This window comes from Prevotella sp. RM4 (assembly GCF_000701965.1).
GTDB classification, from domain to species: domain Bacteria; phylum Bacteroidota; class Bacteroidia; order Bacteroidales; family Bacteroidaceae; genus Prevotella; species Prevotella ruminicola.
Genome location: NZ_JNKG01000007.1, coordinates 1,026,514 through 1,040,917, shown reverse-complemented (window position 1 = coordinate 1,040,917; position 14,404 = coordinate 1,026,514). Strand labels below are relative to the sequence as shown.

The 14,404-nt window shown below is 47.3% G+C and carries 12 protein-coding genes; 5 read left to right on the top strand and 7 right to left on the bottom strand.

Annotated features, from left to right (window positions below; all coding sequences use genetic code 11):
• Positions 1–19 precede the first annotated feature (19 nt).
• Together T499_RS0105455 and T499_RS0105450 are read right to left on the bottom strand one after the other, a co-directional pair.
• Positions 20–496, bottom strand: coding sequence for a DUF4494 domain-containing protein (locus T499_RS0105455; RefSeq protein WP_033150019.1), 477 nt, complete (start codon positions 494–496; stop codon positions 20–22).
• Positions 493–1,782: a protein kinase family protein gene (locus tag T499_RS0105450; protein WP_033150018.1), complete on the bottom strand. Its 1,290-nt coding sequence runs from the start codon at positions 1,780–1,782 to the stop codon at positions 493–495. Before T499_RS0105450 ends, T499_RS0105455 begins: the two co-directional genes overlap by 4 nt.
• 127 nt (positions 1,783–1,909) lie before the next feature.
• Between T499_RS0105450 and T499_RS0105445 the strand changes: the two genes are divergently transcribed.
• The 4 genes from T499_RS0105445 (at position 1,910) to T499_RS0105430 (ending at position 7,795) form a co-directional block, all read left to right on the top strand.
• On the top strand, positions 1,910–3,115 hold the full coding sequence (locus tag T499_RS0105445; protein ID WP_013064730.1) for a pyridoxal phosphate-dependent aminotransferase: 1,206 nt from the start codon (positions 1,910–1,912) through the stop codon (positions 3,113–3,115).
• A gap of 19 nt (positions 3,116–3,134) precedes the next feature.
• Positions 3,135–4,382: an ABC transporter permease gene (locus T499_RS0105440; protein WP_033150017.1), complete on the top strand. Its 1,248-nt coding sequence runs from the start codon at positions 3,135–3,137 to the stop codon at positions 4,380–4,382.
• Between the two features lie 86 nt (positions 4,383–4,468).
• On the top strand, positions 4,469–6,127 hold the full coding sequence (locus T499_RS0105435; protein WP_033150016.1) for an AMP-binding protein: 1,659 nt from the start codon (positions 4,469–4,471) through the stop codon (positions 6,125–6,127).
• A gap of 6 nt (positions 6,128–6,133) precedes the next feature.
• The gene (locus tag T499_RS0105430; protein ID WP_033150015.1) at positions 6,134–7,795 is read left to right on the top strand and encodes an AMP-binding protein; all 1,662 of its coding nucleotides are present in this window, start codon (positions 6,134–6,136) and stop codon (positions 7,793–7,795) included.
• A 105-nt stretch (positions 7,796–7,900) separates the two neighbouring features.
• Here the strand turns inward: T499_RS0105430 and T499_RS0105425 are convergent, their stop codons facing one another.
• From T499_RS0105425 to T499_RS0105410, 4 genes are read right to left on the bottom strand one after another with little or no spacing between them, the layout of a single operon-like run.
• A complete protein-coding gene (locus T499_RS0105425) occupies positions 7,901–9,064 on the bottom strand; it encodes a DUF6057 family protein (RefSeq protein ID WP_052173433.1) in 1,164 nt (387 codons plus the stop codon).
• A 3-nt stretch (positions 9,065–9,067) separates the two neighbouring features.
• Positions 9,068–11,152 carry an alpha amylase C-terminal domain-containing protein gene (locus T499_RS0105420; protein WP_033150014.1) on the bottom strand — a complete coding sequence of 695 codons (2,085 nt, stop codon included), beginning with the start codon at positions 11,150–11,152 and terminating at the stop codon, positions 9,068–9,070.
• A 35-nt stretch (positions 11,153–11,187) separates the two neighbouring features.
• Entirely contained in the window at positions 11,188–11,634 is a 447-nt protein-coding gene (locus tag T499_RS0105415) for a NanQ anomerase/TabA/YiaL family protein (protein ID WP_033150013.1), read from the bottom strand.
• Positions 11,635–11,660: 26 nt separating this feature from the next.
• Positions 11,661–12,779 carry an MORN repeat-containing protein gene (locus T499_RS0105410; protein WP_052173432.1) on the bottom strand — a complete coding sequence of 373 codons (1,119 nt, stop codon included), beginning with the start codon at positions 12,777–12,779 and terminating at the stop codon, positions 11,661–11,663.
• A 139-nt stretch (positions 12,780–12,918) separates the two neighbouring features.
• Between T499_RS0105410 and kdsB the strand changes: the two genes are divergently transcribed.
• Complete coding sequence (kdsB, locus tag T499_RS0105405) at positions 12,919–13,665, top strand: 3-deoxy-manno-octulosonate cytidylyltransferase (protein ID WP_013065425.1); 747 nt, start codon at positions 12,919–12,921, stop codon at positions 13,663–13,665.
• Here the strand turns inward: kdsB and T499_RS0105400 are convergent.
• Entirely contained in the window at positions 13,645–14,328 is a 684-nt protein-coding gene (locus tag T499_RS0105400; RefSeq protein ID WP_013064824.1) for a DnaJ domain-containing protein, read from the bottom strand. The two genes, kdsB and T499_RS0105400, sit on opposite strands and share 21 nt — an antisense overlap.
• Between the last annotated feature and the right edge of the window lie 76 nt (positions 14,329–14,404).

Below are 14,404 nucleotides of genomic sequence, written 5' to 3'. Positions count from 1 at the left end.
ATCGTATCGTTTGCGTTTCTTACTGCTGCTCGTATTCGGGCTTATCGTTCTTTTTGCCGTACTCGTAAACGTCCATCAACGTTGTCTCGGCTACCGACGCAACCACATAATCAATCATGGTACCGCCCATCACCTCGTCGATATTCTTCATGGCACCGTTCATCGAACCTGCCTGAACCAGGTAGTTAACGGTTGAACGCTTCTCCTTCTCAGTCTTCTCATCGATAGTGATGAACTGGAGCTTAGCCTTGTACCACTTATCGGCAATGTTATCATCGGTAAAGAATACCTCTTTGTAAGCTGCTTTCTTTATATCGGCCACCTCGAACTCGCCGCTGATATACGACGACATCTCCTCGGTGATGCGAGTCTCGGCCTCGCTGAAACTCAGGGCGTCGACTACATAATTTTCGTTTACTTTCTTCTGCAAGCCGTCCTCGGTTACCTTCTCATAACGGATCTTGCATTCAAACCACGTTGCTGTTCTACTTCTCATTTCTTTTCTGTTTTATTCTTTTTTATTCCCATATAATCTTTGTCCAGCGCCTCCATTTTCTTGGTGGTAAGCTGGTCGATAATCTCACTGGCAATGCGCTGCGAGCGCTCGTTACCCAGGTTGCTTTGCTTGGCAAGATCCTGTTCGGCCTTGGCCAACTCCTGAGTCATACTACGGCTGCGCGCCATAAAATCCTTTTCCGAAAGGTTCATCTGCTTGTTGTTATAAACCTTCGATAGGATGCGGTCGGCCTCTTTGGTAAACTGCTTGCGGAATATCTGCTCGGCCTTGGCCTGATACTCCTTCATCTCCTTCTCGTCGATAGTGAGCGAATCCTTCATACGCATCTGCCTGGCCACGATATTGGCGATGGTAGCCGAATCGGCATCGGCACCCAAGCCGTAAAGCAGGTTCTCCTCGTCGAGCATATCATCGGGGATAGGCTCCTCAACGGCCTTTACGTATTCTACGTCCTCGGGCTGGGGCAACATATAGAAATAGCTACCCACAATGGCCAGCGCAATAGCAACTGCAGCAAAACCCACCAAGGCTGTGCGGCGCATCTGCTTGCGACTGATGAGCGCATGGTAGAAATCGTGAACCGACTGATAACGGCGGTCGGGGTCCTCGGCTGTGGCCTTAGTGATAATCTGGCGCCACTCGAAAGGCAGACCGGCTGAGTGATACAGCCACACCACAAACTTGGCCATCGAGTACACATCGGCACGGGCATCAATCTCGCCACCAGCCAAAACCTCGGGCGCTACGTAATCCTCAAGTCCGTCGTACAGTATCTCCTGATCCAACTTGGCATAGAACGAACCATGACAAAGCAGGCGGATGGTAGCATCGTTTTTGCGAGCCAGCACATTACAGGGGGCAAAACATACATGGTACACGCCCTGCTCGTTAAGCTGATGGGTGAGTTCTACCAGATCGCGCAACGTGTTGTTGGCAAAATCCTCGCGCGCCAAAACAGCCGGATTCTCGTTCAGCAGCTGCTCGAAAGTAACAAAGTTACCCACCTCAACCGCTATGGCATAAACACCGCCGTCGCCCTCGTTGGGCACAAAGTGCAACTGGTGCTTATCCTTTACCTTATCCATATCGGCAGCCTCGGTACGCACACAATTACTAAAGGCGACATGATCGGCCACCTCGTCGTGGAACTCCACGAAGTTAGAGTACTTTCCATCGATCAACCGCTTGTAGAAGTAACCGTAGGGAAGACGGACTTTCGTGGTTTTTCTAACGTCACGCGTTTCTAATAATTCCTCGAAATTCATCGTAAGCTCACAATTTTGCTGCAAAAGTAAACAAATAAATCGAAAAAAAGCACGATTTAAAAATATTTTAGTAACTTTGCACCGCAAAATAATGAAATAGTAAATTGTCAAATCGTAAAATAGAAAGATGCCTGAGATATCAGTTCGCGGACTAGAGATGCCCGAGTCGCCTATCAGAAAACTCGCCCCTCTCGCTGTAGCCGCTAAGAAAAGAGGTACCAAGGTGTACCATCTGAACATCGGTCAGCCTGACCTGCCAACACCGCAAGTAGGACTCGACGCCCTGAAGCAGATAGATCGCAGTATCCTGGAGTATTCACCCTCGCAGGGTTATCAGAGCTATCGCGAAAAGTTGGTAGACTATTATGCTAAGTACAATATCAACGTAACAGCTGATGATATCATCATTACCAGTGGTGGTAGCGAGGCGGTGCTGTTTGCATTCCTGAGCTGCCTGAATCCTGGCGATGAGATTATCGTACCAGAGCCTGCTTACGCCAACTATATGGCCTTTGCCATTTCGGCAGGAGCCAAAATCCGCACTATTGCCACTACCATCGAGGAGGGTTTCTCGCTCCCCAAGGTAGAGAAATTCGAGGAGCTGATTAATGAGCGCACACGCGCTATTATGATATGTAACCCCAACAACCCAACGGGTTATCTGTACACACGCCGCGAAATGAACCAGATTCGCGACCTGGTGAAGAAGTACGATCTGTATCTCTTCTCCGACGAGGTGTATCGTGAGTACATCTACACTGGCTCGCCTTATATTTCGGCTTGCCATCTGGAGGGTATCGAACAGAACGTGATCCTGATCGACTCAGTATCTAAGCGTTACTCAGAGTGTGGTATCCGTATCGGCGCCCTGATTACCAAGAACGCTGAGGTACGTAAGGCCGTGATGAAGTTCTGTCAGGCTCGCCTCTCTCCCCCACTCATCGGACAGATTGTGGCCGAGGCTTCGCTGGATGCCCCTGAGGAATACTATCGCGACGTGTACGACGAGTACGTTGAGCGCCGTAAGTGCCTGATCGACGGACTGAACCGCATTCCTGGTGTTTACTCACCTATCCCTATGGGTGCTTTCTACACCGTAGCTAAGTTGCCTGTAGATGATGCCGAGAAGTTCTGCCGTTGGTGCCTGTCGGAGTTTGAGTACGAGGGCGAGACCGTGATGATGGCCCCAGCAGCCGGATTCTACACCACCCCAGGTGCAGGTATCAATCAGGTACGTATCGCCTACGTATTACAGAAGAAAGACCTTGAGCGCGCACTTATCGTACTGCGCAAGGCACTCGAAGCTTACCCTGGACGAGTGGATGAGGACTAAAAATTGAAGGATTGAAGTTTTGAATTTTCCTCTATACATAGCCAAAAGAATATATAGCGATCAGGGCGACAAACGAAAAGTGAGTCGCCCAGCTATTCGTATAGCCACCATCGGCGTGGCTATCGGACTGGCTGTGATGATAGTAACGGTAAGCGTGGTACTTGGTTTTAAGCATACCATCCGCGACAAGGTGGTGGGCTTTGGTAGTCATATCCAGGTACATAATATCATGAACTACAACGGTTCTGATCCTCACCCTATCTGCGCCAACGACAGCTTGATGAAGGCTGTTGGCAAGTTGCCAGGTGTGGCCAAAGCCGAACGCTTCAGCATGACGCAGGGTATCCTGAAAACCGACGAGGATTTCTTGGGAATAGCCATCAAAGGTATCGCCGAAGAATACGATACCACCTTTCTGAGTCAGCACCTTATAGCAGGAAACATCACTTCATTCAGTGATAAAACAAGCAAGTATAAGTTGCTGGTTTCCAAGATGATAGCAGACAAGATACGCCTTAAGGTTGGCGACAAGGTATTTGGCTATTTCATCGATAATCAGGATGTTCGCACGCGTAAGTTCACCATCAGCGGCATTTACCAGACAAACATGACGCGCTTTGATGAGACGCTATGTTTTACCGACCTGCATACCGCCAACAAACTGAACGGCTGGACCGATAATCAGGCTACTGGTATTGAGGTGCTGGTGAAGGATTTCGAGAAGGTGAACGAAACAGCCAACCAGTTTATCGACAACATTAACCGCACCAGCGACGAGCAGGGCAACTCGCTCACATCCGAGACCATTTACGAGTTGTATCCACAGGTATTCTCGTGGTTGGAGCTGCTTGATATCAACGTATGGATTATCCTGGCACTGATGGTTTGCGTGGCAGGCTTCACAATGATTAGCGGTTTGCTCATCATCATTCTGGAGCGCACACAGATGATTGGTATCCTGAAGGCCTTAGGCGCCCGCAACAAGACTGTTCGCCACACGTTCCTGTGGTTCTCGGTATTCATCATCGGTCAGGGATTGTTCTGGGGTAACATTGTGGGTATCGGCATCGTTCTGCTCCAAAAATACACAGGTTTTATCACCCTCGACCCACAAACCTACTATGTGAGCGAGGCTCCCATGGAGCTGAATCTGCCATTGGTAGCACTCATCAACATAGCCACTTTGTTGATCTGTGTGTTTGTGCTGATAGCACCAAGTTACTTGATTTCGCACATTCATCCAGCGAAATCTATGAGATACGAGTAAATTTTTAAAAAATTGCACAAAAACATTTGGTAGTGTGCAAAAAATGAATTACCTTTGCACAAAATTTCAAAAATTGTGCAGTTTTAATGAAAGAATTTAGCAGTTTTAATGCTTTAATACAGAAAGCGATTGTAGACAACTGGAATCAAGATGCCCTTACTGATTATCAGGGCATCACGCTTCAGTATCACGACGTTGCACGCAAAATTGAGAAACTCCACATATTATTCGAGAACAGCGATGTAGTAAAGGGCGACAAGATTGCCATTTGCGGTCGCAACTCTGCCCATTGGGCTGTTGCGTTCTTAGCTACACTCACCTATGGTGCAGTTGCCGTACCCATCCTGCATGAGTTTAACGGCGAGCAGATTCAGAATATTGTGAACCACTCAGGCGCTCGTCTGCTGTTTGTAGGCGATTTTGCGGTTAAGACTATCGACGCTGAAGCCATGCCTGCTTTGGAGGCTATCTTTAACTTGCCCGATTTCTCGCTTCACGTATCGCGATCTGAGAAGATCACATACGCACGCGAACATCTTAATATGATGTTTGGTAGCAAGTTCCCCAAAGCATTCCGTGCCGAACATGTAAAATACCATGAGGATACGGCCGAGGAGTTGTCGATGATTAACTACACCAGCGGTACAACGGGCTTTTCGAAAGGCGTGATGCTGCCCTACCGCGCTATTTGGGGTAACGTAGAGTTTTGTTTGCGAATACTTGGTCGCAACGTAAAGGCCGGCGACAACATGCTGAGTATTCTGCCTATGGCACACATGTATGGTATGGCCGTTGAGTTCCTGTTCGGATTCTGCAACGGTTGCCATCTGTTCTTCCTTACTCGCCTGCCGAGTCCAGCTATCATTGCCGAGGCGTTTACTACCGTTAAACCCGCATGTATCATTACCGTTCCGCTGATTATCGAGAAGATAATCCGTAAAAATGTATTCCCCAAGATACAGAACAACCGTATGCGACTGCTGCTGAACATGCCAGTAGTGAGCAAGAAGGTTAAGAGCCGCATTTGCAACGAGGTATATAACGCCTTTGGCGGCAACCTGTACGAGGTGATTGTAGGTGGAGCCCCACTCTCTAAGGAGGTTGAGGAGTTCCTGCTCTCAATCGGATTCCCCATCACCGTGGGTTATGGCACTACCGAGTGCGCCCCACTGATTTCGTTCTCAGACTACCACGACTTTATAGGCGGATCGGTTGGACAACCTGTCGACCGTATGGAGGTGAAGATTCTGAGTTCTGACCCACAGAACGTGGCTGGCGAGATTGTTACCAAGGGTACCAACATGATGTTAGGTTACTACCTGAACGATGAGGCCACACGCGAGGCTATCGACGAAGAGGGTTGGTATCATACTGGCGACTTAGGCACTATGCTGCCAAGCGGACACATCTTTATTCGCGGACGCTCGAAGAACATGCTGTTGGGCGCCAACGGACAGAACGTATATCCAGAAGAGATTGAGGACAAGTTGAACACGATGGCTATGGTTTCAGAGAGCATCGTGATTCAGCGTGGAGAAAAACTGGTGGCTTTGGTTCACCCTGATCAGGACGAGGTGGTAAGCTTCAGTCAGGAGGAGTTGGAACACATCATGGAGCAGAACCGTCAGGAGCTTAACAACATGCTGCCTGCTTACAGCCGTATCTCGGCTATCGAACTGCATGAAGAGGAGTTCGCCAAGACACCAAAGAAGAGTATAAAACGCTACCTATATAAGAATAACTAACAGCTTATGGAACATATACCTAGTTTTAACGCTCTGATTCAAAAGAGCATCATTGATAATTGGGATCGCGACGCGCTGACCGATTTTAAGGGTCAGACACTGCAGTTTCATGACGTAGCCAGAAAAATCGAAAAGTTGCATATCCTTTTCGAAAACAGCGGCATTCAGAAGGGCGATAAGATTGCCCTCTGCGGTCGCAATTCATCACAATGGGCTGTGGCCTTCTTAGCCACACTTACCTACGGTGCTATTGCTGTGCCCATTCTGCACGAGTTTAATGCCGAGCAGGTACACAACATCGTGAACCACTCTGAAGCCCGCCTGCTGTTTGTGGGCGACCATGTGGCTACCATCATCGATCCCCAAGCCATGCCAACACTCGAGGGTATCATCAACAACCCCGATTACTCACTCATGATTTCGCGTACCGACAAATTAACCTACGCGCGCGAACATCTTAATGAACTCTATGGAAAGAAATTCCCCAAGTACTTCCGCAAGGAGCATGTACATTATTATATGGAGGAGAGTCCAGAGGAAATGGCCGTTATTAACTATACCAGCGGCACAACAGGTTTCTCGAAAGGCGTTATGCTGCCCTATCGCGCACTCTGGTCGAACTTCGACTTTGCCGTGAGCGTATTGGGCAATACCATCAAGGCTGGCGATAAGGTTATCTCGATGTTACCAATGGCACACATGTATGGTATGGCATTCGAATTCATATTCGAGTTCCTGTACGGTTGTCATGTGTACTATCTGAACCGTGTACCTTCGCCCGCTATCATCGCACAGGCTCTGGCTGAGATTCGTCCACGTATCGTTATCGCCGTACCTCTCATCATCGAGAAGATTATCCGCAAGAAGGTATTCCCAAAGATACAGAACAACCGTATGCGACTGCTACTGCAGATGCCTGTAATCTCAAAGAAGGTTCGCGAGATGATCTGTCAGGAAGTGCTGAAGGCCTTTGGTGGCAACATGTACGAGGTAATCATTGGTGGTGCTGCCCTGAACCAGGAGGTAGAACGATTCCTGAAGCGTATCGACTTCCCCTACACCGTAGGTTATGGCGCTACCGAGTGTGCACCTATCATCTGCTATCGCGACTGGCATACTTTTGCCCCAGGTTCGTGCGGACGTGCAGCCCTGCATCAGGAGGTAAAAATTGTATCACCCGACCCACAGCGTATTCCTGGTGAGATTCTCACCAAGGGTCCAAACGTGATGTTGGGATACTATAAGAACCCTGAGGCCACAGCCGAGACTATCGACCGCGATGGATGGTACCACACTGGCGACCTTGGTACAATGGACGCCGATGGAAATGTGTTTATCAACGGACGCTCAAAGAACATGCTGTTGGGTCCTAATGGACAGAACATCTATCCAGAGGAAATCGAGGACAAGTTGAACTCGATGACCATGGTGCTTGAGAGTGTGGTAGTACAGCGTGATAACAAGCTGGTAGCTTTGGTTCACCCTGATATGGACGAGGCTAAGAATATGGGCTTCTCAGAGGAGGATCTGAAGAACATCATGGAACAGAACCGCAACGGTTTGAACGAAATGATTCCTGCTTACGAGAAGATCTCTGAAATCGAAATCCACGAAGAGGAATTCGAGAAGACACCAAAGAGAAGTATCAAACGCTACCTCTATAAATAATTAGGCACAGATTACACGGCTTTAATAAATTAAAAACACGGCTTAGTTGCAAATACTAAAGCCGTGTTTCTTTATATAAAGAGCTGTGTAAATCCGTGCCAAATATTATTCATACCAATAGTAATACCAATAAGTACCAAAGTACTGGTCTTCTACCTTACCCTTCTGTTCCATTTTGTTAGGATACTGGCGGCGCAGTTCGCGGAAGTTTTCGTAATCCTCGTCTAACACGGTGTTACGATAAACAGCCACAGGCTTGGAACGCAGATGACCATAGAGCACCAAGGCCTCGCGATAGTGCTTAGGCAGACTATCGTTCAGGGCGTAATACTTACCTACCTCACCAGCAAATTTATCAATCTGCTTATCGATAAGATACCCCGACAACTGATAATCGGCTACCACCTTACTGGGTACAGTATTCTTACACAACACATGGTGCTGCACCAACTCGAGATAATGCATGGGTTCCATCTGATAGGCAGGAGCTGCACCCATGAACTTATACACGCTGTCGACAGGATATAATAATAAGGTAGAATGTCCATCGGTAGGCAGAATGCTCTTACTGTTACCACACACCTTATACTCGAAGAGTTTATCGCCTATGGCGTCCTTACGAGCCAACGCCTGCATACGTAACATCACCAGATGCTCATCGCACTCTAACGACTTTTTACCTGCGGCCAACGCGCCATCCACATCGCCCTCGAGCAAACAACGTTCTGCTCGCATACGATAATGGAACACAGCATTGGTATTGCCGACACTAACCGTCAGAACCATAAGAAGTACCATGATAAGCAAGTTCATCCACATGGAACGCGACAGGATGTGGGGATTTGGATCATCGTCGAGCTCCTGCAGTTTGGTAAAGAAATAGGTGCATCCACCCCAAAGTAAGAGATAAACAATGATAAGCCACCACGAGAACATGTGCGTGATACCACCAGCTGGATCGGGCACAATATCAGTAAGCATGCCCAAAGCCAACATAGATGGGAAATAAGTAAGCGCATAAAAGCTCTTATTAAGGTGTGTTACCTTATGAATAAGGTGCTGGAGCAGATAAAGCACAAAGGTGATGCCTACAGCACCCACCAAACGATTATAATGCGTAATACCATGACTGAGCACATGCTGCGCCATCATCAGCAGATCGTTCTGGAAATAATACAACCAGCACCAAGAGAAGAGAATAAAAACGATAGCGCACACAACGCGTATGGTTATGGCGCTACCTTCTTGTTTCTTTTTACGATAATTCATATTTTAAATTTTCTTCAACACAACGGCTGAACGAGCCGGGATATAGAGTTTGAGCCACTCCTTATGATCGGCCACATAAAGCGGGTCATAGTTCGTGAAGTGGGTAACGGTGTCGTCGGCAAAGCCGTTTCCACCAAAGTCTTTCGAATCGGTATTCAGAACCACCTTATACGAACCGGTGGGAACTAGGAAGCCATAATCGGTATAGCTACGTGTGGGCGAGAAGTTGAACACAAATACCAAGTCGCCACGCATAAAGCAGAGCACCTGGTCACCATCATCGTGCCATATCTCAGTAACAGGTGTAGCCTGGAAGTTACGTACGCTCTTAATCACCTTCAGCATCTCGCGATCAAAGTCGCCCAGCCAATGGTAGCAAAGTTCCTTGTTATCTACCAGATTCCACTGACGGCGTGCGTACTTATAACTCCAACCATTACCCTCGCGTGGGAAGTCGATCCACTCTGGATGTCCGAACTCATTACCCATAAAGTTCAGGTAGCCACCATTAATGGCAGCAGCGGTAACCAAGCGGATCATCTTATGCAGGGCAATACCGCGCTGGGCAATATCGTTCACATCCTTCTTAGCAAAGTGCCAATACATATCGGCATCAATCAAACGGAAGATAATGGTCTTATCGCCAACAAGTGCCTGGTCGTGACTCTCGCAGTACGAGATAGTCTTCTCATCAGGACGACGATTCTTAACCTCCCAGAAGATTGAGCACACATTGATATCCTCATCGCGCACCTCTTTAATCGTCTTAATCCAGTAATCGGGGATGTTCATGGCCATACGATAGTCGAATCCATATCCACCATCCTCGAACTTAGCTGCGAGGCCGGGCATACCTGATACCTCTTCGGCGATGGTGATAGCGGCAGGATTTACCTCGTGTATCAGCTTGTTGGCCAAGGTGAGATAACAGATGGCGTTATCATCCTCGTGACCATTAAAGTAATCACCATAACCACCAAAGGCCTCACCCAAACCATGCGAGTAGTAAAGCATAGAGGTAACGCCATCAAAGCGGAAACCATCGAACTTAAACTCCTCGAGCCAGTATTTGCAGTTAGAGAGCAGGAAATGCAGCACCTCGTCCTTACCATAATCGAAACAGAGCGAATCCCATGCCGGATGCTCGTGACGATCGCCTGGGTAGAAGAACTGATTAGGATCGCCAGCCAGATTGCCAAGTCCCTCAACCTCGTTCTTAACAGCATGCGAATGCACGATATCCATAATAACTGCCACACCATTCTTATGAGCAGTATCAATAAGCTCCTTCAACTCCTCTGGAGTACCAAAACGACTACTTGGTGCAAAGAATGATGATACGTGATAGCCGAATGAACCGTAATAAGGATGCTCCTGAATGGCCATCACCTGAATGCAGTTATAACCATCCTTGATAACGCGTGGCAACACATTATCCTTAAACTCCTTATAGGTACCAACCTTCTCGGCATCCTGTCCCATACCTACATGGCACTCGTAAATGAGCAAGGGGTTCTTCTTGGGTTTAAAGTTCTTTTTCTTGAACTCGTATTTCTCCTCAGGATTCCAAACCTGAGCTGAGAAAATCTTTGTATTCTCGTCCTGAACCACACGACGGCACCAAGCGGGAATACGCTCGCCTTCTCCCCCATTCCACTTTACTTTCATCTTGTAAAGCTGACCGTGTTTCAGGGCCTTTTCGCTGAGTTTCAACTCCCAGTTGCCCGTACCCTCGATACGCTTGCAACGGTACTTCTCGTTCTCCTGCCAGTTATTAAAGTCGCCAATCAGATAGATATCGGTAGCGTTAGGAGCCCACTCACGGAACACCCAACCCTTTGACAACTTATGCAGACCAAAATAAAGATGACCAGAAGCAAACTGACTCAGCGTTTTCTTGCCATTCTGTGTGAGCTGGTTCATCTTCCAAACAGCATGGTCGTGACGTCCACGGATAGCTCCCTCGAAAGGTTCCAACCACGAATCGTTACGTACCAAGCCGATATGTTCAGGCTGTGTAGGAGCAGCTTTCTTGGCCGAGGTCTTTTTGGCTGCCGGTTTCTTGACAGATTGTTTCTTTGTTTCCATAGTTATTGTATTTTTATTGTTTTGCTTTTAATGTTTTATGCCTTAACCTTGAAAATGGCTTTCTTGATTTCAGGCTGGTTGATGATGCAAGGGGCATGACCATCTTGCGGGAAGAAGATGACGAACTGGCCAGGTTTAACCGTTACATAGGTCTGAGCCTTGGTGTCGCCATACTTGGTAATATCCTTTTCGGCATTATACTCAAAATCGGGCAGATCGCACAGAGGGGTATAGCCGAATGTTTCTTCACAGGTGATAGGAATCTGGATATCAATCATCTCGATATGTGTTTCGAGAACAGCAGCCTCTTGGGTTTTGCCCTTAGCCACCTGAATATTTACAAACAGATCCTTATCCTTGATGAAGTGCTTACCCTCTTCTATAGTCTGAAGATCGTTGTTTTTCAGGAACTCAACCACATCGGCAAACAACGGATTAAGTGTTACGTATTTGCCCAGATTCTCAATTGTATCAATAATCATAATCAGTAAAATATTTAAGTTGTTTGTTACTTTAATTTTCTGTGTCCACGGGTATAGGTACCTTGAGCCGTTACCTTACCATTACGGTCTTTCTCAACAAAGTTGCCATCACGCACATCGTCGAGATAAGTACCTTCGAAACGATTGCCATCTTTATCCTCCTCGATAGCCGCACCGTTACGTCGACCGTTCTTGAAAATACCTTTGAATTTAGAGCCATCGGCAAAACGTGCAATGCACTCGCCATTGGGCTGACCAGCCTTGAAAGTGCCCTCAACGGTATCGCCGCACTTCTTGGTAAGTTTACCACGACCATCCTGCTTATCAGCCTTCCACTGACCTACGTAGGAATCGCCATTCTGCCATACCAGCGTGCCTTGACCTTGCTTGTCACCCTTAAAGAACTGACCAGTATATACATCGCCATTGGCATACTTAAAAATGCCCTGACCTGTACGTTCACCTTTTACGTAGTCGCCCTCGTAAACGTCGCCGTTCTGGAACTTATAGATGCCACGACCGTTCATCTCGTCATCAGTCCAAGGACCAATATACACATCGCCGCCAGCATACTTGAAAGTACCTTTACCCGAGCGCATATTCTCTTTCCAATCGCCATCATAAACAGAGCCATCGCCCCAGTCGTAGATGCCTTTGCCGTTCTTTTTATCGTTCAACCAATCGCCTTTGTAGAAAGCGCCACTAGCAAAAGTATAGGTTCCAAAGCCCGAACGCTTGTCCTGTCGCCATTCGCCGTCATACTTATCGCCGTTATAGTAGTACATTACACCATGGCCCTGCTGATAATCGCGAAACCACAAGCCATCGTAACGATTGTTATTTGCAAAGTAATATGTTCCCTTACCATGCTGCTGATCCTGAAACCACTCGCCCTCGTATTTCTCGCCATCAAAAAAAGTAAAAATACCAAAACCCTGGCGCTTGCCTTTAACGTATTCGCCTTCGTAAAGGTTGCCATTCTTATATACAGCCTTACCCTTACCGTTTGGCTTACCCATTACCATTTCGCCCTGATATTCGCCACCATCCTTTGTTGTGGCCGAGCCGAGTGTTATCTTCTGTGCATCTGCAGTAAAAGGCAGAAACATTGTGAGTGCAATTATCGAAAGTTTGTTTATATTCATTTGTAATACTATCCTTGTTTTAGTGTGCAAATTTAAATAAAATAATTGATGTGCGCAAATTACACAGCCATATATTAATATAATTTTTCACTTTTAAAATTTGGTTTTCTTCTCACTTATTCGTAATTTTGCACCCGTTATGAAGTTTATGGCTATTATTCCTGCCCGTTATGCTTCTACAAGATATCCGGGCAAACCGCTTGCAATACTGGGCGGAAAATCAGTGATTCAGAGAGTGTATGAGCAGGTGAAGAGCGTGCTCGACGAAGTATATGTAGCTACCGACGACCAGCGTATTTTCGACGCTGTAACAGCATTTGGTGGCCAAGCAGTGATGACCCGTGCCGATCATAAGAGTGGTACCGACCGTATTGAAGAGGCTGCCGAGAAAATCGGCTCGGATGCCGACGTGATTATCAATGTACAGGGCGACGAACCATTTATCCAGCCCTCGCAGATTGAAACCTTGATGCACCTTTTTGATGCACCAGAGACTCAGATTGGTACATTGGGAAAGTTGTTCGAATCGATCGAGGCTATCGAGAATCCTAATTCTCCCAAGATTGTTACAGATAATCGCGGATTTGCACTCTACTTTAGTCGTAGTGTGATACCTTATATCCGAGGCAAGGAGCGTAACGAGTGGTTTGGCGAATACCCATTCCTGAAACACTTGGGAATCTACGCTTATCGCCGTGAGGTTTTGGCCGAAGTAACAAAATTGCCCCAAAGCAGTCTGGAAAAAGCAGAGAGCCTGGAGCAATTACGTTGGTTACAGAACGGCTACCGCATCCGTGTGGGCATGACCGATATCGAAACTGTTGGTATCGACACCCCTGAGGATCTGACCCGTGCCGAAGAGTTCTTACTGAAGCATCTGGCGTAAAAGATCCTTCTGACGTTCTGTAAGATTAGTTGGAAGTTTTACCTGATAGGTAATGATAAGGTCACCAAAGGTGCCATCGCCCCTATCATACCCTTTACCACGCAGTCGGACCTTAGTGCCTGGCTGCGTTTCTGGTTTAATCTTCAGCTTCAATTTCTGACCGTTCGACAGGGTAACAATCACCTCGCCACCTAACATGGCAGTGTAAAGATCTATTGTAACGTTAGCATTCATTTCGCCACTATGTGTTCGGGCCTGGCGACCGCCGCCAAAACCTTGGAACCCACCAAAGCCTCCGCCTTGCTGACCTTTGCGACCAAACAGATCCTCGAAGAACGACGAGAAGCCACCTCCACCTTGGAAGCCGCTAAAGTCAAAACCACCAAATGGATTGCCGCCGCCCTGACCGCCACCTCCAAATCCTTGGAACTGTTCGGCCTCGCGCCACTTCTCACCATACTGGTCGTACTTCTTACGTTTCTCAGGATCACCAATCACATCATAAGCCTCCTGCAAGGCCTGGAACTTAGCCTGAGCCTTGGGGTCATCAGGATGCAAATCGGGATGAAACTGCTTAGCACGTTTCAGATAGGCCTTCTTTACATCCTTCTGCGCAATTGTTTTATCTACGCCTAAAATCTTGTAATAATCAATAAATGCCATAATCTTATCCTCCTATTTTTTCAACTTTTCCAGCAAAAAATGTGCCAAACAAAATACAAAATAATCGAATAAATAT